This window comes from Pseudomonas sp. NPDC089530 (assembly GCF_050280705.1).
Classification (GTDB): Bacteria; Pseudomonadota; Gammaproteobacteria; order Pseudomonadales; family Pseudomonadaceae; genus Aquipseudomonas.
The window spans coordinates 1-25234 of sequence record NZ_JBNNVU010000078.1 but is presented as its reverse complement, the minus strand read 5'-3'; the positions used below and the strand labels follow the sequence as shown (position 1 = coordinate 25234).

The following is a 25234-nucleotide window of genomic DNA, read 5'->3' as shown; positions in this document are numbered from 1 at the left end:
GTTTCTCGCCAGTGATGGAAATGTACGCTGGTGTTGCCATGGATGCTCTCCTTGCTGGAAAAAATAGAGATGCCCGGTGGGACGAATCGCCCGGTGGGTGCCGAAGTGGTTATCAAAGTTCGTGCCATAAGCGTTTTTAGCTATATGTTCCGGGGTTCTAAGAACTTTATGAAATATTTACTTACAGGTGATCGGCCAAAAGTGCGCAAGAAGTTGCGCACTTTTGGCTGAGCATTGCGCAAGTTCTTGCGCACTCGTCTGTATAGAGCGCATTACTTGGCCTTCAGAGAAGTATCCACACGGTTATCCACATTCGAGTGCGCAACTTCTTGCGCATAGGGGCTATGAGCCATCATTGGTAAAAGAAGAGCAGCCGACGCCTTGAGAGCGGTTGCGTAATCATTACCCTCACCGTAACGATCCACCACTCTGCTTGATTGATGCCCCCCGTCCTCCGCTCCTAAGGTAGCTGCCACGACAGCGAACCCGTGGAGTGAGCATGACAACAACAATATCCCCCGACTCGCGCTGGGCGCGGCGGCGCGCTGAAAAGCAGCGCCGTCTCGAGCAGGTGCGGGGTCTCGCCGATGGCGTGGTGTTGCCCACCGACAAGATAGTCGCGGCGCTGGAGGCGTTGATCCTGCCCGGCGACCGTGTGGTGCTGGAGGGCAACAACCAGAAGCAGGCGGACTTTCTTTCCCGTTCCCTGGCCAAGGCCGACCCGGGCAAGCTGCATGACCTGCACATGATCATGCCCAGCGTCGGGCGCTCGGAGCATCTGGACCTGTTCGAGCGCGGCATCGCGCGCAAGCTCGACTTCTCCTTCGCCGGCACCCAGAGCCTGCGCATCAGCCAGTTGCTGGAGGACGGCCTGCTGGAAATCGGCGCGATCCACACCTACATCGAGCTTTATGCGCGGCTGGTGGTGGACCTGGTCCCCAACGTGGTGCTCTCGGCCGGCTTCATGGCCGACCGTTCGGGCAACATCTATACCGGGCCGAGCACCGAGGACACCCCGGCTTTGATCGAGCCAGCGGCGTTCAGCGACGGCATTGTCATCGTCCAGGTCAACCAGTTGGTGGACGACGTCAGCGAGCTGCCGCGGGTGGATATCCCGGCGTCCTGGGTGGACTTCGTGGTGGTGGCCGACAAGCCGTTCTACATCGAGCCGCTGTTCACCCGCGACCCGCGCCATATCAAGCCGGTGCACGTGCTGATGGCGATGATGGCGATCCGCGGCATCTACGAGAAACACAACGTCCAGTCGCTGAACCACGGCATCGGTTTCAACACCGCGGCCATCGAGCTGATCCTGCCAACCTACGGCGAATCCCTGGGCCTCAAGGGCAAGATCTGCCGCAACTGGACCCTCAACCCCCACCCGACCCTGATCCCGGCCATCGAAAGCGGCTGGGTGGAGAGCGTGCATTGCTTCGGCACCGAGCTGGGCATGGAGCGCTACATCGCCGCGCGGCCGGATGTGTTCTTCACCGGGCGCGACGGTTCGTTGCGCTCGAACCGGATGTTCTGCCAGCTGGCCGGGCAGTACGCGGTGGACCTGTTTATCGGCGCCACCTTGCAGGTCGATGGCGATGGCCATTCTTCCACGGTGACCCGCGGCCGCCTGGCCGGTTTCGGCGGTGCGCCGAACATGGGCCACGACCCCCGTGGCCGGCGTCACGGCACCCCGGCCTGGCTGGATATGCGCCACGACGACTCGCCGCAACCGATGCTCGAACGGGGCAAGAAGCTGGTGGTGCAGATGGTCGAGACCTTCCAGGAAGGCGGCAAACCGACCTTCGTCGAGACCCTGGACGCGGTGGACGTGGCGAAGAAAAGCGGCATGCCCCTGGCGCCGATCATGATCTACGGCGACGACGTCACCCACCTGCTGACCGAGGAAGGCATCGCCTACCTGTACAAGGCGCGTTCGCTGGAAGAGCGCCGGGCGATGATCGCGGCGGTGGCCGGGGTGACCGCCATCGGCTTGCGCCACAACCCGAAAGACACCGCGCGGATGCGCCGCGAAGGGCTGATCGCCTTGCCCGAAGACCTCGGCATCCGCCGCACCGACGCCAGCCGCGAACTGCTGGCGGCGAAAAGCGTCGCCGATCTGGTGGAGTGGTCGGGTGGCCTGTACAACCCGCCCGCCAAGTTCAGGAGCTGGTAAATGCACGCCTTCAACCTGCAAACACAACCTCTTAGCCTGGCCGAGCGCCTGGCGGACCTGGCAGTGGACGCGCTGATCGACGAAGCCGACCTGTCGCCGAAACCGGCCTTGGTCGACCGTCGCGGCAACGGTGCCCACAGCGACCTGCACCTGGGGCTGATGCATGCCTCGGCCTTGTCGTTGTGGCCGGCGTTCAAGGAAATGGCCGAAGCCGCCAGTGCATTCGGCACCGTTGGCCTGCCCCTGCGCGAAGCCCTGGGCCGTATCGGTCGCGAAGGCGAGGCGGCGATGCTCGCTACCACCCACGGGGTGAACACCCATCGCGGGGCGATCTGGGCCCTGGGCCTGCTGGTGGCCGCCGCCGCGCTGGAGCCTCAAGCCGACAGCGCCGGCGCCCTCAGCCTGCGGGCCGCGCGCCTGGCGCTTCTGGAGGATCGTTACGCGCCACGGCCCCTCAGCCACGGCGCGCAAGTGGCGCTGCGCTATGGCGTGCGCGGCGCCCGCGAAGAAGCCCAGCTGGGCTTCCCGGCGGTGCTGCAACGGGGCCTGCCGCAACTCCAGCGCAGCCGTGCCCAAGGGCATGGCGAACAGAACGCCCGGCTCGATGCGCTGCTGGCGATCATGAGCGGCCTGGCCGACACCTGCGTGCTCTACCGTGCCGGTGAGGCGGGCCTGCAAGCCATGCAGCAGGGCGCCCAGGCGGTGCTCGACGCCGGTGGCAGCGCCAGCCTGGCCGGGCGCCGTCGGCTGCACGAGCTGGACCAGCATCTATTGGCCTTGAACGCCTCGCCCGGCGGTGCCGCGGACTTGCTCGCGGCCTGTCTGCTGATCGACCGGCTCGCCGCCGGTGCCGCCTTTATCCAGGGAGCAGTGTGATGGAAACCTTGTCTTTCGAATTTCCCGCCGGGCCACCCGCCCGGGGCCGGGCGTTGGTGGGCTGTGTCGGCTCGGGCGACCTGGAAGTGCTGCTCGAACCCGGTCAGCCGGGCAAGTTGAGCATTCAGGTGCAGACCTCGGTCAACGGCAGCGCGGCGCGCTGGCAGCACCTGTTCGAGCGCATGTTCGACGGCCAGACGCCGCCGGCGCTGAGCATCGACATTCACGATTTCGGCGCCACCCCCGGCGTGGTGCGCCTGCGTCTGGAACAGGGCTTCGAGGAGATCGGCTATGACTGACAGCGCCCGTTTGCTCAATAAGCACAGCTTCGTCGAACTCGGCGCCCGGCAACGGGCCAAGGCCTTGCTCGACGCCGGCAGCTTTCGCGAGTTGCTCGACCCCTTCCAGCGCGTCATGTCGCCGTGGCTGGCGCGCCAGGGCGTGGTGCCCCAGGCCGATGACGGGGTGGTGATCGCCAAGGGTTGCATCGACGGCCTGCCGGTGGTGATCGCCGCCATCGAAGGCGCGTTCCAGGGCGGCAGCCTTGGCGAAGTCGGCGGGGCGAAGATTGCCGGGGCCCTGGAGCTGGCGGCCGAGGACAATCGCAAGGGCATTGCGACCCGCGCCGTGCTGTTGCTGGAGACCGGCGGCGTGCGCCTGCAGGAAGCCAACCTCGGGCTGGCGGCGATCGCGGATATTCACGCGGCGATCGTCGACCTGCGCCAGTACCAGCCGGTGATCGGCATCGTGGCTGGCAGCGTTGGCTGCTTTGGCGGCATGTCGATTGCCGCTGGGTTGTGCAGCTACCTGCTGGTCACCCAGGAGGCGCGGCTGGGCCTCAACGGTCCGCAGGTGATCGAACAGGAAGCCGGCCTTGAGGAATACGACTCCCGCGACCGACCCTTTATCTGGAGCCTGACCGGCGGTGAACAGCGTTTCGCCAGCGGCCTGGCGGACCGTTATGTGGCCGATGACGTGGCGCAGATTCGCCAGCAAGTCGGCGAGCTATTGGCCCAGGGCCTGCCCGCCGAACAGCGCAGCCGCCAGGCCGAGCGCTACCTGCAATGCCTGGCCCGGCTCGACAGCCGCCCCCAGATCGACCCGGCGATGGTTCGCCAGCTGTATCGAGGAGACCACTGATGAGTGCTCATTCCCTGAGGGGCCTGCATTGGTTCGCGGCGCTGAGCGCGGGGGCGACCACGGTAGAGGGGCTACCCGCTTCGTTGCGGGTCGCGGACGGCAGCCTGGGCGAACAGGCGGCGCGGTTTATTGCGGTGGTCGCCGACCCGGAGAACCCCTTCGTCCGGGCGCGCAACGGTGAGGTCGGTTTGCTGGAAGGCTGGGGCCTGGCCAAGGCGGTGGATGAGGCGATCGAGGCCGACCGCGAGCAGAGCGTCAAACGCGCGCTGATCGCCCTAGTCGACGTGCCGAGCCAGGCTTACGGCCGTCGCGAAGAAGCCCTGGGCATCCATCAGGCGCTGGCCGCGGCCGCCGACAGTTATGCCCGGGCGCGGCTGGCCGGGCACCCGGTGATCGGCCTGCTGGTGGGCAAGGCCATGTCCGGGGCCTTCCTGGCTCACGGCTACCAGGCCAACCGCCTGATCGCCCTGCGCGATCCGGGGGTGATGGTGCACGCCATGGGCAAGGTCTCGGCGGCGCGGGTCACCCTGCGCAGCGTCGAGGAACTGGAGGCCCTGGCCGCCAGCGTGCCGCCCATGGCCTACGACATCGACAGCTATGCCAGCCTCGGCCTGCTCTGGGAGACCCTGGAAGTCAGCCGGATCGAACAGCCGACCGCGGACGATCTGGCCCGGGTGCGGCAGTGCCTGAGCCAGGCGATTGCCGATGCGCGGGCCCACGGCCGCGACCTGTCGAGCCGCCTGGGGGCCAGCAACCGCGGCGCTTCCAGCCGCGTCCGCCAACTGTTGCGCGAGCAATGGTGAACGCCATGACCAGCGTCTTGCTGCCCCATGACCTGCTGTGGGGCCTGACCCCGGGGCAATTGCCCGCCGAGGCCCCGGCCTGGGCGGTGGCGGCCATGGCCGCCGGGCAGCCGGTGGTGGTGCGCCGCGCACTGGTTGCGGCGGGGCAGGTGGCGGTGGGCGTGCGCGGGCCGTTGCGCGAGCAGCGTTACGCAACGCTGATGGCGGTGGCGGCCATCCAGCGTCGGGTGCGGCCGGAGGACCTGTGCCATGTCGAGTCGGATCGTGGCTGGCCAGCGCTGCAAGCACTGGCTCAACTGCGTGCACCGCTGGATACCTGCGGCTGGGTCTGGGGTGTCAGCGGCAGTGCTGGTTTCGAACTGGCCAGCGGTGTGCCGGCGTTGCATCAAGCCAGCGACCTGGACCTGATCCTGCGCACCGAGCAGCCCATGAGTCGGGAGCAGGCCCGGACATTGCTGGCCTTGCTCGACGGCGCCGCCTGCCCGGTGGACATGCAATTGCAGGTACCCAACGGCGCCGTGGCCCTGCGCGAGTGGGCCGGGAGTTCGGCCCGGGTGCTGCTGAAAAGCGCCAGTGGCGCGCGGCTGGTCAGCGATCCGTGGCAGCCGCTGGAGCAGGTGGCGTGAGCAGCTTGCTGGTGTTTCCGGGCCAGGGCGCGCAGCAGCCGGGGATGCTGCATCGCTTGCCCCAGAGCGCTGTGGTGGATACCTGTTTGCAACAGGCCAGCGAGGTGCTGAGTGAAGACGTCCTGGCCCTGGATACGCCCCAGGCCCTGGCCACCACCCGGGCGGTACAGCTGTGCCTGCTGATCGCCGGCGTGGCCAATGCCCAGGTGCTGCTGGAGAACGGGCTGGGCGCGGATTACGTGGCCGGTCTGTCGATTGGCGCCTATCCCGCCGCGGTGGTGGCCGGGGTCCTGGACTTCGGCGATGCGCTGCGTCTGGTCAGCCTGCGTGGCGAGCTGATGCAGCAGGCCTATCCCCAGGGGTATGGCATGACCGCGATCCTCGGCCTGGAACTGGCGACGGTGGAAGCCTTGCTGGCCCGGGTGCATCGCCCGGACCACCCGGTGTACCTGGCCAATATCAATGCCGACACCCAGGTGGTGATCGCCGGCAGCGATGCCGCCATGGCCCAGGTGGCCGAGCTGGCTCGGGGCTGCGGGGTCGGGGTGGCCAAACGCCTGGCGGTCAGCGTGCCGTCCCATTGCCCGCTGCTGGAGCAACCGGCCCAGGCCCTGGCCGCAGCTTTCACCGGGGTCACCCTGCGTCCGCCACGCCTGGGTTACCTCAGCGGCAGCCGGGCCCGGCCGCTGCGCACCCCGGAGCAGTTGCGCGACGACCTGGCCTTCAACATGTGCCGGGTGGTGGACTGGCGCGGCACCGTGCAAAGCGCCTACGAGCGCGGGGTGCGGCTGCAGATCGAACTGCCGCCAGGGGCGGTATTGACCGCCCTGGCGCGCCGGGTGTTCGAGCAAGGCACCGTGATCGCCTGCGACGGTGCCCGGCTCGACACCCTGCAAGCGCTGTTGCGTGAGGAGGTAGACCGCCAACCCTAGACACCGGCTCAAGCTTGCGAAGCACAAGAACAACAACTTCGACGATGCACTTTGAGGACAACGACAATGATTATTTACGGTGTGGCGCTGCTGGCGATCTGTACGCTGGCAGGGGTGATTATCGGTGACCTGCTCGGCGTGCTGCTGGGGGTCAAGTCCAACGTCGGCGGGGTCGGCATCGCCATGATCCTGCTGATCTGCGCGCGGCTGTGGATGCACCGGCACGGCGGCATGACCCGGGATTGCGAAATGGGCGTCGGTTTCTGGGGCGCCATGTACATCCCGGTGGTGGTGGCCATGGCCGCGCAACAGAACGTGGTGACTGCCCTGCACGGCGGCCCGGTGGCGGTGCTGGCGGCCATCGGATCGGTGGTGTTGTGTGGCGGCACCATTGCCCTGATCAGCCGCACTAACAAAGGCGAGCCGTTGCCGGCCGAACCGGCCGCGGTGGACCCTGGCGCGGCTCCGGCAGGGGGGCGCTGATATGTGGGATCTGATCGAGAAAGGCCTGGAACACAACGGTCTGGTCACCGCCTTCGCCTTCGTCGGCGTGATCATGTGGGTCTCGGTGCTGCTGTCCAAGCACCTGACCTTCGGCCGGGTGCACGGCTCGGCGATCGCTATCGTCATCGGCCTGGTGCTGGCCTGGGTCGGCGGCACGCTCACCGGCGGGCAAAAGGGCCTGGCGGACCTGACGCTGTTTTCCGGGATCGGCCTGATGGGCGGCGCCATGCTGCGGGACTTCGCGATTGTCGCCACGGCCTTCGAAGTGCAGGCCACCGAGGCGCGCAAGGCCGGGATGATCGGCGCCATTGCGCTGCTGTTGGGCACGGTGCTGCCGTTCATGGTCGGCGCCAGCATCGCCTGGGCCTTCGGCTATCGCGATGCGGTGAGCATGACCACCATCGGTGCCGGCGCGGTGACCTACATCGTCGGGCCGGTGACCGGGGCGGCGATCGGCGCCAGTTCCGATGTGGTGGCGCTGTCCATCGCCACCGGGCTGATCAAGGCGATCCTGGTGATGGTCGGCACACCCATGGCGGCGCGCTGGATGGGCCTGGACAACCCGCGTTCGGCGATGGTTTTCGGCGGCCTGGCCGGCACCGTCAGCGGGGTGACCGCGGGGCTTGCCGCCACCGACCGGCGCCTGGTGCCTTACGGCGCGCTGACCGCAACCTTCCATACCGGGTTGGGGTGCCTGCTGGGGCCTTCGTTGTTGTTTTTCATCGTGCGCGGGCTGGTGGGGTAGGGCTTTCTGGCCTCTTCGCGGGCAAGTCGGATCGCCGCCCGCTCGCTCCTACAGGTTTTGCGTGATTCTGTAGGAGCGAGGCTTGCCCGCGATAACGATCTTATGATCACACCGAAACTCTGGTGTTCTAGCCCTGCCGATTGGCATACATCCGGCACTCCGCCAACAGCGCCAACAGGTTCGGGTCGCGCTCCTTGGCCTTGAGAAACACCACACCGATATGCTGCTGCAGGCGATAGCGCGCCTGCAGCGGTATCAGCTTCACGCGGTTTTCGTACACCGCGGCAATCCTTCCCGGCAGCAGGGCATAACCCACCCCCGAGCTGACCATGCTCAGCAGGGTGAAGATGTCGTTGACCTGCATCGCCACCTTCGGCTCGAAGCCCGCCTGCTTGAACACCCGTACCCCGTCCTGATGGGTGGCGAAGCCCTGGGTCAGGGTGATGAAGGTCGCGTCGCGCACGTCGCTGAGGTCGACTTCCGCTTGCTGGGCGAACGGCGAGTCGGCGGGCGTGGCGAGGAAGATATCGTCGGAAAACAGAGGGATCTGCTCGCAGTCCGGGTCGCTGACGCTGTCGTCCAGGGACACCAGGATCGCGTCGACTTCCATGTTCTTGAGCTTGTACAGCAGGTCGATGTTGGAGCCCAGGATCAGGTCGATATTCAGCTCGCTGCGACGCAGCTTCAGGCCCATGATCAGCTGCGGCACGGTCTTCACCGTCAATGAATACAGGGCGCCGAGCTTGAAGCGCTCCGCCGAGAAGCCGGCGGCCTCGCGGGTCAGGCGCACGCTTTCGACCACGTCCTGGATCAGCTTCTGCGCCCGTTCTTCGAGGACGAAGGCGCTTTCCAGTGGCGTCAGGTTGCGCCCCTCATGCTTGAACAGCGGGCAGCGCAGGGCGCTTTCCAGGGAATGGATCGCCCGGTGCACGCTGACATTGCTGGTCTGCAACTCGGCGGCGGCCCGGGCCAGGTTGCCGGTGCGCATGAAGGCGAGAAACACCTCGAGCTTTTTCAGGGTCAACTCTTCATCGATCAGCATGATGGGCACTCTTATTCGAATGATCCGATTGTGCCTGCCGGGTCATGACTTGGCTGGAGGTTTTTTCGTCCATACCTTTATTCGGAAACATTGTGCTTGCAGGCTACAGGCCTGAGCCTTGCGCAGATGTTCCGCCTTGGGAGGTGAGTGGCACATGTATCACGGAGAAAGACTCAATGCCTGGACGCATCTGGTCGGCGCGGTGGCGGCACTGGTCGGGGGGATCTGGCTGGTGGTGCTGGCCAGCCTCGACGGCAGCCCGTGGAAAATCGTCAGCGTCGCGATCTACGGTTTCACCCTGCTGGTGTTGTACAGCGTCTCGACCCTGTACCACAGCATGCGCGGCCGCAAGAAAAGCATCATGCAGAAACTCGATCACTTCTCCATCTACCTGCTGATCGCCGGCAGCTATACGCCATTCTGCCTGGTAACCCTGCGCGGGCCCTGGGGCTGGACGCTGTTCGGGATCGTCTGGGGGCTGGCGCTGATCGGCATCCTGCAGGAGATCAAGCCGCGCTCCGAGGCGCGCATCCTGTCCATCGTGATCTACGCGGTCATGGGCTGGATCGTGCTGGTGGCGGTCAAGCCGCTGCTGGCGGCCCTGGGCCCCGCCGGCTTCGTCTGGCTGGCCGCGGGCGGGGTGCTCTACACCGTCGGCATTATCTTTTTTGCCCTGGACAGCCGTTTGCGCCATGCCCATGGGATCTGGCACCTGTTCGTGATCGCCGGCAGTTTGCTGCACTTCGTGGCGATCTTTTTCTACGTCCTGTAAGACCGCGTTATCGTTCATCGCGAGCAAGCCTCGCTCCTACAGGTGCGGCGCAGGTCCTGACGTTTCGCGTGCTTCTGTAGGAGCGAAGCTTGCTCGCGATGACGTCCTGACAGGCAACCTCAATCTGCGGTCATCAACCGATCCAACTGCTCCTGCGCCCGCCCACCAAAGATCTCCAGCAGGCTGCTCAAGGTATGGGGCAGCGCCTCCGCCGCGCGGGTCACGGCGTACAGGGTGATTGGCAACGCCGGCATCAGCGGGCGGATCGCGGTGCTGGCCGGCGAGGCGCCGAGGGCGGTGAAGGGGTCGATCACCGCCAGCCCGGCCCCGGATTCGACCATGGCCCGGGCCAGGGAGTAGGTCTGCACGGCGATGCTGACCCGGGGCGCCGGTTCCACGGCCTTCAGGTAACCGTCGAGTTTCGCCGCCAGCGGGTCGGCGCTGGACAGGCCGATCAAGGGTGCGCCCGCCAGCTCCTGCAGGGGCAGCGGCGTGCCCCGGGCCGCTGCTGGCCAGTACTCCAACGGCGCCAGCGCCACCAGCACCCCGCGGGCCAGGGCCTGGGCGGTCAGCCCCGGGTGATCCGGGCGTTGCAGGGTCAGGGCGACGTCGATCTCGCGCATCAGCAGGTTCTGCACCAGTTCGCGGCTGTGGGCGCTGGACAGCTCGCAGAGGATATCCGGGTAGCGCCGGGTCCACTCGCCGATGGCCGGCGGCAACAGTGACAGGGCCAGCGCCGGGGTGGCGCCGATCCGCAGGCTGTGGCCCGGTTCGCGGCGCAGGCTCTGGGCCAGGCGCCGCACTCCTTGCAGGCTTTCGCTGACCTTGTCCACCTCGCGCTCCAGCTCCAGGGCCTCCGGGGTGGCCTGCAGCTTGCCCTTGACCCGCAGGAACAGCGGGAAGCCGAGCTGCTGCTCGGCGTGTTGCAGCACCTTGGTCACCGCCGGCTGGGAGACGTGCAGCAGTTGCGCCGCGCCGCTGATCGAACCGGTCTGGCGGATGGCCTGGAAAATCTCGATATGGCGCAGTCGCATGGCAAGTCCATAACCTTTGTTTATGGGTGGACCATCTTTATTCATTGTCCCGCGCCTGTCACCTGGCCCTAACCTGAAGCCCGCTCAACAAGGGGTTAAGGACTGACATGGCACAGCGGGTTTGCATCATCGGCGGCGGGGTCATTGGCCTGGCCAGCGCCTACGCCCTGGTTCGCGAGGGGTTCGACGTCAGCCTGGTGGAGGCGCGGGACGCTTTCGCCAGCCAGACCAGCTTCGCCAACGGCGGCCAGCTGTCGTACCGCTACGTGGCGCCGCTGGCCGATGCCGGCGTGCCCTGGCAGGCCCTGGGCTGGATGCTGCGCGGCGACTCGCCGCTGAAACTGCGCCCGCGCCTGGACCCGGCCCAGTGGCGCTGGCTGGCCGGGTTCCTGGCGGCCTGCCGGCGTTCGGTGAACCGGCGCAACGGCGCGCACCTGTTGCGCCTGGCGCTGTTGAGCCAGGCCACCTTGCAGCGCTGGCGCGACGAGGACCGGCTCGACGGCTTCGACTGGCGGCGCAACGGCAAGCTGGTGACCTTTCGCGAAACCGCCAGTTTCGAGCATGCACGTCACGGCCTGGCCGACCCGAGCCAGCAGCAGGTGCTGTCCGCTGCCGAATGCGTGGGACTGGAACCGACCCTCGGCGACGCGCCCTTTGTCGGTGGGGTCTTCACCCCGGACGAGGAGGTGGCCGACTGTCACGCCTTCTGCCAGCAGCTGGTGGCGCGCTTGCAGGCCTCCGGTCGCTGCCAGCTGCTGACGGGGCGTACGGTCACGGGGCTTCGCCAGGCGGGCGGCCAGGTGCAGGCCATCGAGCTGGGCGACGAGGTGCTGGCGGTGGATCAGTTGATACTCGCCGCCGGGCATCGCAGCGGCGAACTGGCGCTGCCCGGGCTCAAGTTGCCGCTGTATCCGCTCAAGGGCTACAGCCTCAGCGTGCCCATTGGCGCCCAGCATCGGGCGCCGGAGATCAGCATCACCGACTACAACCGCAAGATCGTCTACGCGCGGATCGGCCAGCAGCTGCGGGTGGCGGCCATGGTCGACATCGTCGGTTTCGATCCGGCCCCGGACCCCAAGCGCCTGGCGCTGATGCAGCGTCAGGCCCGGGAAACCTTTGCCGGCGCCGGCGACTACGATGCTGCCGTCGAGTGGGCCGGCATGCGCCCGGCAACCCCCAGCGGCGTGCCGCTGATCGGCGCCACCGGCTATCGCAACCTGTGGCTCAACCTCGGCCATGGTGCCCTGGGTTTCACCCTGGCCTGTGGCAGCGGGCGGCTGTTGGCCGAGCTGATCGGCCAGCGCCGACCTTCCATCGACATGCAGGGCCTCGCGCCCCATGCCGCCTGAATTCTTAGCGTACAAGGAACGGTTCCATGACTATCCAGCGTCTTCACACTAACGAGCGTCTCAGCGGCGCCGTGAGCTTTGCCGATCTGGTTTTCCTTTCCGGCCAGGTACCGGGCCCGGCCACCGATGCCGCCGGCCAGACCCGCGAAGTGCTGGCCAAGATCGACGCCTTGCTGGCCGAGGCCGGCAGCGACAAGGATCATCTGCTCAGCGCGACCCTTTACCTGAAAGACATCCAGCGCGACTTCGCGGCGATGAACGAGGTCTGGTCGGCCTGGCTGTCCCCCGGGCAGGCGCCGAGCCGCACCACGGTGCAGGCCGATCTGGCGCGCCCGGAGATCCTGGTGGAAATCACTGTCATCGCGGCTCGCCGCTAACGCCTTCACCCACAACGGAGAATAACAATGCAAAAAATCACGTTGCTCGGCTGCACCCTGGGTCTGTTGCTCGGCTCCCCGCTGTACGCCAGCGAGGCGCCGCTGACCGGCACCCTGGGCAAGATCGCCAGTGCCGGCAGTATTACCTTGGGTTATCGCGATGCGTCGGTACCGTTTTCCTACGTGGGTGACAGCAGCGGCAAGCCCATGGGCTATTCGGTGGACCTGGCGAACAAGGTGGTCGAGCGCATCCGCCACAAGCTGGCGCAGCCGCAACTGGCGGTGAAGTACAACCTGGTGACGTCGCAGACCCGCATCCCGTTGGTGCAGAACGGCACTGTGGACCTGGAGTGCGGCTCCACCGGGGTCACCGCCGAGCGGCAGAAGCAGGTGGCGTTTTCCTATGGCTTCATCTACGTCAAAGGCCAGTTGCTGACCGCCAAGGACAGCGGCATCAAGAGCTTCGCCGACCTGCGCGGCAAGAACGTGGTGACCACCGCCGGCACCACCAACGAGCGTTTCCTCAAGAGCTACAACCTCGAGCACAAGCTGGACATGTTCGTGATCAGCGCCAAGGACCACGGCGAAGCCTTCCAGATGCTGCAATCCGGTCGCGCCGCGGCGTTCTACATGGACGACGCGCTGCTTTACGGCGAACGGGCCAAGGCCCGCGACCCGCATAACTGGGTGGTGGTCGGCGAGGAACAGTCGCGGGAAATCTACAGCTGCATGGTGCGCAAGGACGACCCGCAGTTCCTCGAACTGGTGAACGCCACCCTGGCGGATCTGTATAGCTCGGGGGAGATCAACGGGATCTACCAGCGCTGGTTCGAGCAGCCGATTCCGCCCAAGGGCCTGAACCTGGAATTCCCGATGACCAGCGAGCTGAAGGCGATCATCGCCAGGCCGGTGAGCGACCCGGTGCAGTAAACCCAGGTCCGCTTCTGTAGGAGCCAGGCTTGCCGGCGATGGGTGCTCCGCGCAGTGCCAGGCAAAACGCTTCGCGGGCAATCGAGCGTCGACCGGCCGCTCCTACGGGGGGCGGGGTTGCTGCCGATGGGCTTCTGTAGGAGCCAAGCTTGCTGGCGATGGGGGCGCCGCTGTGTGTCAAGCGAAGGCGGGGCGGGTTAGAAATCGCCCCAGAGTTGTTGGGCCACGGCCAGTGCTACCACTGGCGCGGTCTCGGTGCGCAGCACCCGCGGCCCGAGGCGGGCCGGCTGGAAGCCCGCGTCCTGGGCCTGGGCCACTTCGGCATCGGACAAACCGCCTTCCGGCCCGATCAGGAACGCCAGGGTCGCCGGTTTGGCGTGGCTCGCCAGCGGTTCGGCCACCGGGTGCAGCACCAGCTTGAGGTCGGCCTGGGTCTGCTTGATCCAGTCGGCCAGCAGCACCGGCGGGTGAATCACTGGCACCCGGGAGCGCCCGCATTGTTCGCAGGCGCTGATGGCCACCTGGCGCCAATGGGCCAGGCGCTTGTCGGCGCGTTCGTCCTTGAGCCGCACTTCGCAGCGCTCGCTGAAAATCGGGGTGATTTCACTCACCCCAAGCTCAGTGGCCTTCTGAATCGCCCAGTCCATGCGTTCGCCCCGGGACAGGCCCTGGCCGAGGTGGACCTGCAGCGGTGACTCGACCTGCCCGGCGAAGCGCTCATCGAGCTGCACCACCACGCGTTTCTTGCCGACTTCCCGCAGCGTGCCGCGGAACTCGTTGCCCGAGCCGTCGAACAGCTGCAACGCATCGCCCTCGGCCATGCGCAGCACGCGCCCGATGTAGTGGGCCTGGGCTTCCGGCAGTTCGTGGTCGCCGAGGCTCAGGGGGGCGTCGATAAAGAAGCGGGACAGTCTCATGGTGGTTCTCTGGGGAAAATTCTGGATCGGTATCGGTCAGGGCTTGCTCGCGAAGGCTTCAGCCCGGATCGCGGAAGCCTGGGTGGAAGTCTTCGGGAACCGCCACGCTGACCTTGTCACTGGTGGCGATATCGATGCCTTCGCTGGCAACGATGGCGAGGAAGTCGATCTGTTCCGGGGTGATCACGTAGGGCGGCAGGAAGTACACCACGCTGCCCAGGGGGCGCAGCAGGGCACCACGCTCCAGGGCGTGCTGGAACACCTTCAGGCCACGGCGCTCCTGCCAGGGGTAGGCGGTCTTGCTGGCCTTGTCCTGGACCATCTCGACGGCCAGCACCATGCCGGTCTGGCGCACTTCGGCAACGTGCGGGTGGTCCGCCAGGTGCGCGGTGGCGCTGGCCATGCGCCGGGCCAGGGCCTGGTTGTTCTCGATGACGTTGTCCTGCTCGAAGATGTCCAGGGTCGCCAAGGCCGCCGCGCAAGCCAGGGGGTTGCCGGTGTAGCTGTGGGAATGGAGGAAGGCGCGCAGGGTCGGGTAGTCGTCGTAGAAGGCGCTGTAGACCTCGTCCGTGGTCAGGCACGCGGCCAGCGGCAGGTAGCCGCCGGTGAGGGCCTTGGACAGGCAGAGGAAGTCCGGGCGGATGCCGGCCTGTTCGCAGGCGAACATCGTCCCGGTGCGGCCGAAGCCCACGGCGATCTCATCGTGGATCAGGTGCACGCCGTAGCGGTCACAGGCCTCGCGCAGCAGTTTGAGGTACACCGGGTGATACATGCGCATGCCGCCGGCGCCCTGGATCAGCGGCTCGATGATGACGGCGGCGATAGTGGCGTGGTGTTCGGCCAGGGTCTGTTCCATGGCGGCGAACAGGGTGCGCGAGTGTTCTTCCCAGCTCACGCCCTCGGGGCGCAGGTAGCAGTCCGGGCTCGGCACCTTGATGGTGTCCAGCAACAGGGCCTTGTAGGTTTCGGTGAACAACGGCACGTCGCCCACCGACATCGCGGCGATGGTTTCGCCGTGGTAGCTGTTGGTCAGGGTGACGAAGCGCTTCTTGTCGGTCTGGCCGCGGTTGAACCAGTAGTGGAAGCTCATCTTCAGCGCCACTTCGATGCACGACGAACCGTTGTCGGCATAGAAGCAGCGGGTCAGGCCCTCGGGGGTGATCTGCACCAGGCGCTCGGACAGCTCGATCACCGGCTGGTGGCTGAAGCCGGCGAGGATCACATGCTCCAGCTGATCGACCTGATCCTTGATGCGCTGGTTGATGCGCGGGTTGGCGTGGCCGAACACATTGACCCACCAGGAACTGACCGCATCGAGGTAGCGCTTGCCCTCGAAGTCCTCCAGCCACACGCCTTCGCCGCGCTTGATCGGGATCAGCGGCAGCTGTTCGTGGTCTTTCATCTGGGTGCAGGGGTGCCATAACACCGCGAGATCGCGTTGCATCCACTGATGGTTGAGGCCCATGTTCAGTCTCCTGGAGGCGGTGCCGAAGGACGCCGGCAAACAATCGCGCAAGCCTATGCAATGCCAGGCCGTGTCACAACCCATTGCATGGGTTGTGAGGCGAATTGGTGGTAATGGCAGGACGCTCTGTCACGTTTCCTCTAGGTAGACCTTAATGCCTGGTTAATTTACTGTTCGTAGGATCAACATCGTATTTCTCGATATTTCAGAGCGAAAATTTCCGCTTTAAATCGATAGTTAAATCGATAGTCTTGGGCAGCAGTTCTTACAGGATCTAAGTGATGCAGCTACGCAATTCTTCTTCCCGCTACGGCTGGGTCAGCATTTTTCTGCACTGGAGTGTGGCGCTGGCCGTCTTCGGATTGTTCGCCCTGGGCCTGTGGATGGTGGGCCTGGATTACTACAGTACCTGGCGCAAAGACGCGCCGGACCTGCACAAGAGCATTGGCCTGACGCTGTTCGCGGCGATGCTGCTGCGGGTGTTGTGGCGCTTTATCAGCCCACCGCCGCCGGCACCGGCCAGCTACAGTCGCCTGACGCGCCTGGGCGCCGCCTTCGGCCATGGCTTCCTTTATCTCAGTCTGTTCGCTGTGATGATTGCCGGTTACCTGATTTCCACCGCAGACGGTGTCGGGATCCCGGTGTTTGGCCTGTTTGAAATTCCTGCTCTGGTTTCCGGACTGCCGGACCAGGCGGACGTGGCTGGCGAGGTGCACCTGTACCTGGCCTGGGCCCTGGTGATCTTCGCCGGGCTGCATGCTCTGGCCGCTCTGAAACACCACTTTATCGATCGTGACGCGACCCTGACTCGTATGCTGGGCCGCAAAGCCTGATGCTCAACCTCGACTCAAAAGGAATAGAAAGCATGTTGAAAAAGACTCTCGCCGCTCTGGCAATCGGTTCTGCACTGTTGACTGCCGGTCAGGCGATGGCCGCGGACTACGTGATCGACAAGGAAGGCCAGCACGCCTTCGTCGACTTCAAGATCAGCCACCTGGGCTACAGCTTCATCACCGGTACCTTCAAGGATCTGGACGGCAAGTTCAGCTTCGACGCGGCCAAGCCTGAAGACGCCAAGATCGAAGTCAACGTGCGCACCGCCAGCGTGTTCACCAACCACGCCGAGCGTGACAAGCACATCGCCAGCAAAGACTTCCTGGACGTGGGCAAGTTCGCCAACGCCAAGTTCGTCTCCACCAGCGTCAAGCCAACCGGCAAGAACGCCGATGGCAAGCAGACTGCCGACGTGACTGGCGACCTGACCCTGCACGGCGTGACCAAGCCGGTCGTGGTCAAGGCGACCTTCCTGGGTGAAGGCAAGGATCCATGGGGCGGCTACCGTGCTGGCTTCGAAGGCACCACCAGCATCAACCGCCAGGACTTCGGCAAGATGATGGACCTGGGCCCGGCCTCCAACAATGTCGACCTGTACATCACCTTCGAAGGTGTGAAAGCGAAATAATGTTTCGCCGTAGCCGCTGCCGAGCCTGTGAGGCTGCGTAAAGGCCCGCAAAAGCCTGCGACCGGTTCCCGGTCGATCGCAGCCTCGCCATAGGCTCGGCAGCGGCTACGGAAGCCATAAAAAAACGCCCCTGATCGCAAGATCAGGGGCGTTTTTTATTGCGGCGGGTAACTCAGCGGTTGCGGGTCAGCAGCGCTGGTTTCTCGCCCCGTGGACGGCTTGGCAGTTGATCGAGCTGCTCGGGAGTCGGGAAGCGGTCGGCTTTCGATTCCTTGTGCATGATCTTCGGCTGGACGCTGCGCGGGTTCTGCACCGCCGGTTCCTGGCGACCCTGGTCGTCACGGGCCGGGCGGCGGTTGCGCGAGTCTTCGCGACGGCCTTGGCCATCGCGCGCGGCGCCGCCACGGGAACCGCTGCGCTTGGCAGGCTGGCTGCCGGTGTTGGCAGCACCACCGCCACCGCCGCTGTTGCGCTGACCGCCGGAGCGACCCTGGCCACCACCGCGTGGTGCGTTGCCGGTGGCAGCGCCCTGGCCTGGCGCGCCGGGACGGCGGCCGCGGCCCTGGTTGTTCTTGTTCTGGTACGGGCTGACGTAGTCGGCGCGGTTGCCGAAGTTATCCACGTCGTCGTCCAGGAACTCGTCCGGGGCCCGGTTCGGGCTTGGCTTCGGCTGACGATTCTGGCTGGCCGGGGTGCCTTCGCGAGGCTTCTGCTCCCGGGCCGGACGCTCGCCGCGCGCGGCCGGCTTGTCCTTGCCCTTGTCCTTGCCTTTGTCCTTACGGCCGCCGCCACCGCTGTTCGCGCCGTCGCCGCGGGCGCCACGGGCATTGCGCGGGTTGCGCACGTCCGGACGCTCGCGCACTTCCGGTTTCTCGGCTTCCACCGCGCTGGCATCGAAGCCCTGCAGATCGCCATCAGGGATCTTCTGCTTGGTCATGCGCTCGATGCTTTTGAGCAGCTTCTCTTCGTCCGGCGCGACCAGGGAGATGGCCTCGCCCGAACGACCGGCACGACCGGTACGGCCGATGCGGTGCACGTAGTCTTCGTCGACGTTCGGCAGCTCGAAGTTGACCACGTGTGGCAACTGGTCGATGTCCAGGCCGCGGGCGGCGATATCGGTGGCGACCAGGATCCGCACTTCACCGGCCTTGAAGTCGGCCAGGGCCTTGGTGCGGGCGTTCTGGCTCTTGTTGCCGTGGATGGCAACGGCGGTCAGGCCGTGCTTGTCCAGGTACTCGGCCAGGCGGTTGGCACCGTGCTTGGTCCGGGTGAAGACCAGCACCTGTTCCCAGGCACCGGCGGTGATCAGGTGGGCCAGCAACGCGCGCTTGTGGCTCGCGGCCAGGCGGAACACCCGTTGCTCGATACGCTCGACCGTGGTGTTCGGCGGCGTGACTTCGATGCGCTCGGGGTTGTGCAGCAGCTTGCCGGCCAGGTCCGTGATGTCCTTGGAGAAGGTCGCGGAGAACAGCAGGTTCTGGCGCTTGGCGGGCAGGCGGGCGAGGACTTTCTTCACGTCATGGACGAAGCCCATGTCGAGCATGCGGTCGGCTTCGTCCAGCACGAGGATTTCCACGTGGGACAGGTCGACGCTGCCCTGGCCGGCGAGGTCGAGCAGGCGGCCGGGGCAGGCCACCAGCACGTCGACGCCACGGGCCATGGCCTGGACCTGCGGGTTCATGCCGACGCCGCCGAAGATGCAGGCGCTGACGAACTTCAGGTTGCGGGCATACAGCTTGAAGCTGTCATGCACTTGCGCGGCCAGTTCGCGGGTGGGGGTCAGGACCAGTACCCGCGGTTGGCGCGGGCCGTGACGCTGGGATTTGTCCGGGTGACCGTTGGGAAACAGCCGTTCCAGGATCGGAAGGGCGAAACCGCCGGTTTTACCAGTACCTGTCTGTGCCGCCACCATCAGGTCGCGACCTTGCAACACGGCGGGAATGGCCCGCTGTTGCACCGGAGTAGGCTGGGTGTAGCCGGCGGCTTCGATGGCGCCGACTAAAGCCTCGGAGAGACCGAGGGAAGCAAAGGACATGAGTAATCCTGTTTTAGTGAGGGCTTGGCCCAGAGGGATAATCTTGCCTGGCGCGAATGGCGTTCAAGAGGACGCAATCCCGTCCGGTCCTGCTGGTTCCTGAAGACTCATCGGCGAGGGCTCGCGCGGGCCTTGTGGCTGCGCTGTAGCGGTATCGAGAGGCCTTGAACAGGATCGAGCGTCCGGGCGTGAGCCTGGCGGGAAGGCCGGAGTATAACAGAGCAATCAGCGTGCGCTGCGTTCCTGCTGCTCAACGGTTTTGACCGGCGCTTCGGCCGGTGCGGCGCTGGAGTCGGCGATAGCCGGTGCTGCGCCGTAGCGGGCGCTCAGTTCGGCGTAGGCCGGCTCGCGCTTGAAGCGCTTGAGCTCGGCGCCGAAACGCTGCACCAGCAAGTCCATGCCGGCATTGCGCCGCACCGCCAGGAACTGGCTCTGGCGGCTGATGACCACGGGGTTTTCGCTGATCCGGTCGCGAATCTGCAACTGGTCCAGTAGGTGCTGGCCGACCCGGCGGTCGGTGATCAGCAGGTCGATGCGGCCGCGCAGCAGCTTGCCGAAGTTGGCCTCGTGGGTCGGCGCCGGCTCGTGCTTGAACAGCGTCGATTCCCTGAAATCCTGGCTGTACAGGTAGCCGGGGGAGGTGCCCACGGTCAGCCCGCGCAGGTCGTCCAGGGTGCGGAACGGGTGGGGCCGGTCGTTGGCATAGAACATCACGAACTCGACATCCGACAGCGGCTCGCTGGGGTAGAGCAGGCTGCTTTCGCGTTCGTCGCTGTGGAAGATGTCCAGGGCGCCGTCGGCCTGGCCTTGTTCGAGCATGGCCAGGCAGCGCTTCCAGGGCAGGAACTGCCATTCGACTTCGACCCCCAGGCGCTGGAAGACGATGGCCGTGGTTTCGTAGTCCAGCCCCCGGACCTTGCCCTGTTCCTCATACACGTAAGGGGCCCAGGGCTCGGTGACAATACGCAGCTTCTCGCCATGGGCGGTCAGGCTCAGGCAAGCGAGGATGAAGGCTGTCAGCAGCTGGGCAATGACGGGCATCGCGGGAGATTACGCCCAGAGGCCGTTCAATGGCTAGAGGCTGTCTAGCTCAAGCCTCAGTCAGCTTTTGCCTCGAGCAGATGCAGGCAGATTGCCTTGCGTCGCTGGCCCAGTACCAGGCGAATCACCGGGTGGTTGAACCAGTGTTCCAGTTGGTGGTTGTCGAGCGACTGTTTCAGGCGGTTTTCCGCATTTTCCCGGGCCTTTTCCCACCAGACCGGGGCGCAGGCCTGGTCGAATTCGTTGGTGTGGCGGTAGCAGCCGTAGAGAATTTCCCGCATGAACTGCCGCTGGTGCTTGGGCAGGGCCATGGTCACCACCTTGTAGGCCAGGCGTTGCAGGGCTGGCGGGCGCGGCAGGGTCGCGGTGACCAGGCGGGTTTCGTCCAGGGCGTCGCTGCTGGTGAGGGCGGCGCGGTGTTTGTCCAGCCAGGCCTTGGTCTTGGCGCGAAACAGCTGCTTGCGGCTCCAGTAGTGATGAATCAGGTCAGGGCATTCGCGCACCTGCTTGACCCGGTAGGCCGCCACCGACAGGCAGAACTCCTCGAGGGTGTAGGCGCCGTGGGCCAGGGGGTACAGCTCGTCCATCAGGGCGATGGAGCGCTCCAGCACATCGGCGTCCGCCCGGTGCAGGCCGATCACGCCGGAATTCAGCAGCGGCATCTGGTCGTCGGCGAGTTTGCGTTCCTGCAGCAGGCCGGCCAGGTACTGGTACAGGTCGGACTCCCGGTTGGCGCCGTAGCGCATGCCAAAGGCATTGCACAGCAGGGTGCCGGGCTGCACGCGGCGGAACAGTTCCAGCGGCGAGCAGTGGAAGAAGGTGTCGGTGTCGATCAGCAGCGCCAGTTCGGACTCTTGCAGCACCTGGCGCATCACCACGTGCTTGGCGCGGAAGTGGTAGCCGTGAGGCGCGATCCAGGCCTGGCGGGTCTCCTCGTCCAGCGGGCGCACACGCACGGGCAGGTCGCGGTAGGGCTCGGCATTGTCGGTGAAAACCTGGATATCGAGGGCTTCTCCCGGGGTTTCGCGCAGGCCGGCCAAGGCGCTGGCAATGCTGAACACGGCTTCCTGGTGATAGGTCGCGGCGCCGTAGACCAGATAGATCAGTTGTGGGCGTACTGCGGTGCTGCCTGTGGACATCTACGGCGATCCTTCAGATGTATGGGAGGTAAAAAAAAGGCCTTGGGTTCCGCCAAGGCCTTCTTCCGATGTTGTCGGGTGGTTAACGCGGCAGCTTCAGGTTGTTCCAGACGGCGAGGCTGGGCTCGGCCTGGTTCAGAGTATAGAAGTGCAGTCCTGGCGCACCGCCTTGCAACAAACGTTCACACATTTCGGTGACGACCTGTTCGCCGAACGCCTGGATGCTCTGGCTGTCGTCGCCGTAGGCTTCCAGTTGCTTGCGGATCCAACGCGGGATTTCCGCGCCGCAGGCATCGGAGAAGCGTGCGAGCTTACTGTAATTGGTGATCGGCATGATGCCCGGAACGATCGGAATGTTTACCCCCATGTTCCTCACGCGTTCGACGAAGTAGAAATAACTGTCGGCGTTGAAGAAGTACTGGGTGATCGCACTGCTGGCGCCGGCGTTGGCCTTGCGCACGAAGTTGTTGAGGTCGTCCTCGAAATTGCGCGCCTGGGGGTGCATTTCCGGATAGGCCGCCACTTCGATATGGAAGTGCTCGCCGGTTTCCTCGCGAATGAAGCTCACCAGGTCGTTGGCGTGACGCAGCTCGCCACTGGCCATGCCCATGCCCGAAGGCAGGTCGCCGCGCAGGGCGACGATGCGGTTGATGCCGGCGGCCTGGTACTGGCTCAGCAGGCCACGCAGGTCGGCTTTGCTATCGCCCACACAGGACAGGTGCGGCGCGGCGGGAATCTTCACTTCGCTTTCCAGCTGCAGCACGGTGTTGAGCGTGCGGTCGCGGGTCGAGCCACCGGCACCGTAGGTGCAGGAGAAGAAGTCGGGGTTGTAGCTGGCCAGCTGGCGGGCAGTGGCGAGCAGTTTTTCATGCCCAGCATCGGTCTTGGTCGGGAAGAACTCGAAGCTGTAGCGACGGTCTTGGGACATGGTCATACCCTTGGAAACTCGTAAGCCTTGCGGGTGCTGGGCTGCTCGTAGGAGCGAAGCTTGCTCGCGATGCAGGCGCCGCGGTTTTCAAAAAACTCCGCGGTGCGGCTATCGCGAGCAAGCTTCGCTCCTGCAGGGAGCAGCAGGGTTTCTGCCGCCTGCTTCCTGAGAGAGAGCAGGCGGCAGAACCGATCAGTAGCGGTAAGCGTGCGGCTTGAACGGGCCTTCGACGGTCACGCCGATGTAGTCAGCCTGTTGCTTGGTCAGTTGAGTGACCACTCCGCCGAAGCCGCGGACCATTTCCAGGGCCACTTCTTCGTCGAGTTTCTTCGGCAGTACTTCAACGGTCTGGCGCTAGGCTATATGGGCTGGCGACAGGTCGGCGTACTTCTGTTCGAACAGGAAGATCTGCGCCAGTACCTGGTTGGCGAACGAACCGTCCATGATGCGGCTTGGGTGACCGGTGGCGTTACCCAGGTTCACCAGGCGGCCTTCGGCCAGCAGGATCAGGTAGTCGTCGTTCTGGGCGTCGAAAGCGCCTGGACCGGTACGGTGAACCTTGTGCACCTGTGGCTTCACTTCTTCCCATGCCCAGTTCTTGCGCATGAAAGCGGTGTCGATTTCGTTGTCGAAGTGACCGATGTTGCAGACCACGGCACGCTTCTTCAGGGCCTTGAGCATGTTCGCGTCGCACACGTTGACGTTACCGGTGGTGGTCACGATCAGGTCGATCTTGCCCAGCAGGGCCTTGTCGATGCTGGCTTCGGTGCCGGTGTTGATGCCGTCGATGAAGGGCGAAACCAGTTCGAAACCGTCCATGCAGGCCTGCATGGCGCAGATCGGGTCGACTTCGGAAACCTTGACGATCATGCCTTCCTGACGCAGGGACTGGGCCGAGCCCTTGCCCACGTCACCGTAGCCGATGACCAGCGCTTGCTTGCCGGACAGCAGGTGGTCGGTGCCGCGCTTGATCGCATCGTTCAGGCTGTGACGGCAGCCGTACTTGTTGTCGTTCTTGCTCTTGGTCACCGAGTCGTTGACGTTGATGGCCGGGATCTTCAGCTCGCCTTTGGCCAGCATGTCCAGCAGGCGGTGTACGCCGGTGGTGGTTTCTTCGGTCACGCCGTGAACGCGATCCAGCACGCGCGGGTACTTCTTGTGCAGCAGCTCGGTCAGGTCGCCGCCGTCGTCGAGGATCATGTTGGCGTCCCAAGGCTGGCCATCCTTGAGGATGGTCTGCTCCAGGCACCACTCGTACTCTTGCTCGGTCTCGCCTTTCCAGGCGAATACCGGGATGCCGGCAGCGGCGATGGAGGCAGCGGCCTGGTCTTGAGTCGAGAAGATGTTGCAGGACGACCAGCGTACTTCGGCACCCAGGGCAACCAGGGTCTCGATCAGCACGGCAGTCTGAATGGTCATGTGGATGCAGCCGAGAATCTTCGCGCCCTTGAGCGGTTGTTCAGCGGCGTACTTGCGGCGCAGACCCATCAGGGCCGGCATTTCCGATTCGGCGATGATGGTTTCGCGACGGCCCCAGGCAGCCAGGGACATGTCGGCGACTTTGTAGTCGGTAAATTCTACAGGCGTGATTACAGCGCTCATGAAGAGCCTCCATTCGTAAGTATGCGAATGGGCGCCGTTGTGCGTTTAGTGACCGATCGGAGCATTCCGATCAGACAACGCCCCATCCGAGCCTGACAGGTCGAACCTGCTGCAGCGCCCCTCGGACAGGTGGCGGGAAAACGGTATCAGCTGAGCGTTACCGTTTTGAAACGGAGGCGATTATAGCGATCTGCCTGCGACTTCCCAAGGATTTCTGTCGGACGATGTGCGAACGGTAATCGCGACCATAGTAGAAGCCCAATAGAGCTCTGCGTCGGGGTCTGCCATGATGCCGGCATCAATCGGCAAGACGGTCAGGAGTGAGCATGAATTTCCACACCCGCAAGTGGGTAAAACCCGAAGACCTCAACCCCAACGGCACGCTGTTCGGCGGCAGCCTGTTGCGCTGGATCGACGAAGAGGCGGCGATCTACGCCATCGTCCAGCTGGGCAACCAGCGCGTGGTCACCAAGTACATTTCCGAGATCAATTTCGTCAGCGCCTCGCGCCAGGGCGACATCATCGAGCTGGGCATCACCGCCACCGAATTCGGCCGCACCTCGATCACCCTGACCTGTGAAGTGCGCAACAAGATCACCCGCAAGAGCATCCTCACCGTGGAGAAGATGGTCTTCGTCAACCTGGGCGAGGACGGCTTGCCGGCGCCCCACGGCCGTACCGAAATCAAATACGTGAAGGACCAGTTCAAGGACGACGAGCCCGTCGCCTGAACCGTACCTGCAGGAGCGAGCACGCTCGCCCCTGCGGGTGGATTGTCAGTGCGCATCCTGCGCGGTGGCCGGTGCATCACGGGTCACATGGCGTACCAGTCTGCCGATGGTCAGGCCCTGCAGGAGGATCGACGACAGCACCACGATGTAGGTGATGCTCAGCACCAGGTCGCGCTCCGGGCCCAGCGGCAGGGCCAGGGCCAACGCCACCGAAACCCCGCCGCGCAACCCACCCCAGGTCAGGACCCGGATGGTGCCGCGCGGTACGCTGCGCCAGCGGCGCAGCAGGACGATGGCCGGGGCTACGGTGAGCAGCCGCGACAGCACGATCGCCACCGCCAGCAGGCTCGCCGCCGCCAGGTGCAGCCAGTTGAACGGCAGCAGCAAAAGCTCCATGCCGATCAGGGCGAACAGCAGGGCGTTGAGCATGTCGTCCAGCAGCTCCCAGAAACCGTCCAGGTAACGCCGGGTCATGTCGTTCATCGCCAGGTTGCGCCCCAGGTTACCGATGATCAGGCCCGCCACCACCATCGCGATCGGTGCCGACAACCGTCGTCCGCCCCGGCAAAAGACTGACCAGCGCGCGCTCGGCGGACAGATCGTCATAGCGAATT

25 protein-coding genes, 2 pseudogenes and 1 riboswitch are annotated in these 25234 nt (G+C 65.1%); of the genes and pseudogenes, 17 read left to right on the top strand and 10 right to left on the bottom strand.

Annotated features, from left to right (window positions below; all coding sequences use genetic code 11):
- Positions 1–42: 42 nt before the first annotated feature.
- The 10 genes from ACQKQA_RS23360 to madM all read left to right on the top strand — a co-directional run bounded on the left by ACQKQA_RS23360 (position 43) and on the right by madM (position 7796).
- The gene (locus ACQKQA_RS23360; RefSeq protein WP_427563015.1) at positions 43–231 is read left to right on the top strand and encodes a hypothetical protein; all 189 of its coding nucleotides are present in this window, start codon (positions 43–45) and stop codon (positions 229–231) included.
- Positions 232–499: 268 nt separating this feature from the next.
- On the top strand, positions 500–2170 hold the full coding sequence (gene mdcA, locus ACQKQA_RS23355; RefSeq protein WP_427563012.1) for a malonate decarboxylase subunit alpha: 1671 nt from the start codon (positions 500–502) through the stop codon (positions 2168–2170).
- On the top strand, positions 2171–3046 hold the full coding sequence (locus ACQKQA_RS23350) for a triphosphoribosyl-dephospho-CoA synthase (protein WP_427563009.1): 876 nt from the start codon (positions 2171–2173) through the stop codon (positions 3044–3046).
- Entirely contained in the window at positions 3046–3345 is a 300-nt protein-coding gene (locus ACQKQA_RS23345; RefSeq protein ID WP_427563006.1) for a malonate decarboxylase subunit delta, read from the top strand. Before ACQKQA_RS23350 ends, ACQKQA_RS23345 begins: the two co-directional genes overlap by 1 nt.
- Positions 3338–4186, top strand: coding sequence for a biotin-independent malonate decarboxylase subunit beta (locus ACQKQA_RS23340; RefSeq protein WP_427563003.1), 849 nt, complete (start codon positions 3338–3340; stop codon positions 4184–4186). Before ACQKQA_RS23345 ends, ACQKQA_RS23340 begins: the two co-directional genes overlap by 8 nt.
- Positions 4186–4989: a biotin-independent malonate decarboxylase subunit gamma gene (gene mdcE, locus ACQKQA_RS23335; RefSeq protein WP_427563000.1), complete on the top strand. Its 804-nt coding sequence runs from the start codon at positions 4186–4188 to the stop codon at positions 4987–4989. The genes ACQKQA_RS23340 and mdcE overlap by 1 nt, the downstream gene beginning before the upstream one ends.
- Before the next feature lie 5 nt (positions 4990–4994).
- Positions 4995–5615, top strand: coding sequence for a malonate decarboxylase holo-ACP synthase (locus ACQKQA_RS23330; protein WP_427562997.1), 621 nt, complete (start codon positions 4995–4997; stop codon positions 5613–5615).
- Complete coding sequence (gene mdcH, locus ACQKQA_RS23325; protein WP_427562994.1) at positions 5612–6547, top strand: malonate decarboxylase subunit epsilon; 936 nt, start codon at positions 5612–5614, stop codon at positions 6545–6547. The genes ACQKQA_RS23330 and mdcH overlap by 4 nt, the downstream gene beginning before the upstream one ends.
- Before the next feature lie 66 nt (positions 6548–6613).
- Complete coding sequence (gene madL, locus ACQKQA_RS23320) at positions 6614–7030, top strand: malonate transporter subunit MadL (RefSeq protein WP_427562991.1); 417 nt, start codon at positions 6614–6616, stop codon at positions 7028–7030.
- A 1-nt stretch (position 7031) separates the two neighbouring features.
- Positions 7032–7796: a malonate transporter subunit MadM gene (gene madM / locus ACQKQA_RS23315; protein ID WP_427562988.1), complete on the top strand. Its 765-nt coding sequence runs from the start codon at positions 7032–7034 to the stop codon at positions 7794–7796.
- A gap of 127 nt (positions 7797–7923) precedes the next feature.
- Here madM and ACQKQA_RS23310 read toward each other — a convergent pair whose 3' ends face one another.
- A complete protein-coding gene (locus ACQKQA_RS23310; protein ID WP_427562985.1) occupies positions 7924–8838 on the bottom strand; it encodes a LysR family transcriptional regulator in 915 nt (304 codons plus the stop codon).
- A 154-nt stretch (positions 8839–8992) separates the two neighbouring features.
- Here ACQKQA_RS23310 and trhA point away from each other — a divergent pair, with 154 nt between their 5' ends.
- The gene (gene trhA / locus ACQKQA_RS23305) at positions 8993–9610 is read left to right on the top strand and encodes a PAQR family membrane homeostasis protein TrhA (RefSeq protein ID WP_427562982.1); all 618 of its coding nucleotides are present in this window, start codon (positions 8993–8995) and stop codon (positions 9608–9610) included.
- A 119-nt stretch (positions 9611–9729) separates the two neighbouring features.
- On the opposite strand, the gene ACQKQA_RS23300 is transcribed toward trhA, so the two are convergent.
- A complete protein-coding gene (locus tag ACQKQA_RS23300; protein WP_427562979.1) occupies positions 9730–10644 on the bottom strand; it encodes a LysR family transcriptional regulator in 915 nt (304 codons plus the stop codon).
- A gap of 107 nt (positions 10645–10751) precedes the next feature.
- Here ACQKQA_RS23300 and ACQKQA_RS23295 point away from each other — a divergent pair, with 107 nt between their 5' ends.
- Genes ACQKQA_RS23295 through ACQKQA_RS23285 form a run of 3 tightly spaced genes read left to right on the top strand, consistent with a single transcriptional unit; the run spans position 10752 to position 13300 of the window.
- Positions 10752–11993 (top strand): D-amino acid dehydrogenase, encoded by a 1242-nt coding sequence (locus ACQKQA_RS23295; protein WP_427562976.1) that lies wholly within the window; start codon positions 10752–10754, stop codon positions 11991–11993.
- Positions 11994–12019: 26 nt separating this feature from the next.
- The gene (locus ACQKQA_RS23290) at positions 12020–12370 is read left to right on the top strand and encodes a RidA family protein (protein ID WP_427562974.1); all 351 of its coding nucleotides are present in this window, start codon (positions 12020–12022) and stop codon (positions 12368–12370) included.
- A gap of 27 nt (positions 12371–12397) precedes the next feature.
- A complete protein-coding gene (locus ACQKQA_RS23285; RefSeq protein WP_427562972.1) occupies positions 12398–13300 on the top strand; it encodes a transporter substrate-binding domain-containing protein in 903 nt (300 codons plus the stop codon).
- Positions 13301–13497: 197 nt separating this feature from the next.
- Here the strand turns inward: ACQKQA_RS23285 and ACQKQA_RS23280 are convergent, their stop codons facing one another.
- Entirely contained in the window at positions 13498–14217 is a 720-nt protein-coding gene (locus ACQKQA_RS23280; RefSeq protein ID WP_427562969.1) for a 16S rRNA (uracil(1498)-N(3))-methyltransferase, read from the bottom strand.
- A 58-nt stretch (positions 14218–14275) separates the two neighbouring features.
- Entirely contained in the window at positions 14276–15682 is a 1407-nt protein-coding gene (locus ACQKQA_RS23275) for an adenosylmethionine--8-amino-7-oxononanoate transaminase (protein WP_427562967.1), read from the bottom strand.
- Positions 15683–15963: 281 nt separating this feature from the next.
- Here ACQKQA_RS23275 and ACQKQA_RS23270 point away from each other — a divergent pair, with 281 nt between their 5' ends.
- Positions 15964–16515: a cytochrome b gene (locus ACQKQA_RS23270; RefSeq protein WP_427562964.1), complete on the top strand. Its 552-nt coding sequence runs from the start codon at positions 15964–15966 to the stop codon at positions 16513–16515.
- A gap of 32 nt (positions 16516–16547) precedes the next feature.
- Positions 16548–17144: a YceI family protein gene (locus ACQKQA_RS23265; protein WP_427562961.1), complete on the top strand. Its 597-nt coding sequence runs from the start codon at positions 16548–16550 to the stop codon at positions 17142–17144.
- A gap of 172 nt (positions 17145–17316) precedes the next feature.
- Here the strand turns inward: ACQKQA_RS23265 and ACQKQA_RS23260 are convergent, their stop codons facing one another.
- From ACQKQA_RS23260 to ahcY, 5 genes and pseudogenes are all read right to left on the bottom strand, one after another.
- Positions 17317–19179 carry a DEAD/DEAH box helicase gene (locus ACQKQA_RS23260; protein ID WP_427562958.1) on the bottom strand — a complete coding sequence of 621 codons (1863 nt, stop codon included), beginning with the start codon at positions 19177–19179 and terminating at the stop codon, positions 17317–17319.
- Between the two features lie 225 nt (positions 19180–19404).
- Positions 19405–20220, bottom strand: a complete 816-nt coding sequence (locus ACQKQA_RS23255; protein ID WP_427562955.1) for a substrate-binding periplasmic protein — start codon at positions 20218–20220, stop codon at positions 19405–19407.
- A gap of 56 nt (positions 20221–20276) precedes the next feature.
- Positions 20277–21359, bottom strand: a complete 1083-nt coding sequence (locus ACQKQA_RS23250; protein ID WP_427562953.1) for a hypothetical protein — start codon at positions 21357–21359, stop codon at positions 20277–20279.
- A gap of 82 nt (positions 21360–21441) precedes the next feature.
- The gene (metF, locus tag ACQKQA_RS23245) at positions 21442–22287 is read right to left on the bottom strand and encodes a methylenetetrahydrofolate reductase [NAD(P)H] (protein WP_427562950.1); all 846 of its coding nucleotides are present in this window, start codon (positions 22285–22287) and stop codon (positions 21442–21444) included.
- A gap of 192 nt (positions 22288–22479) precedes the next feature.
- Positions 22480–23889 (bottom strand): annotated as a pseudogene (ahcY, locus tag ACQKQA_RS23240) (adenosylhomocysteinase).
- A 22-nt stretch (positions 23890–23911) separates the two neighbouring features.
- Positions 23912–24018: riboswitch (S-adenosyl-L-homocysteine riboswitch) on the bottom strand.
- 197 nt (positions 24019–24215) lie between these two features.
- On the opposite strand from ahcY, the gene ACQKQA_RS23235 reads away from it, so the two are divergent.
- Positions 24216–24620 carry an acyl-CoA thioesterase gene (locus ACQKQA_RS23235; RefSeq protein ID WP_097306638.1) on the top strand — a complete coding sequence of 135 codons (405 nt, stop codon included), beginning with the start codon at positions 24216–24218 and terminating at the stop codon, positions 24618–24620.
- 45 nt (positions 24621–24665) lie between these two features.
- On the opposite strand, the pseudogene ACQKQA_RS23230 reads toward ACQKQA_RS23235, so the two are convergent.
- A pseudogene (locus tag ACQKQA_RS23230) lies at positions 24666–25169 on the bottom strand (cation:proton antiporter); the annotation flags it as partial.
- Between the last annotated feature and the right edge of the window lie 65 nt (positions 25170–25234).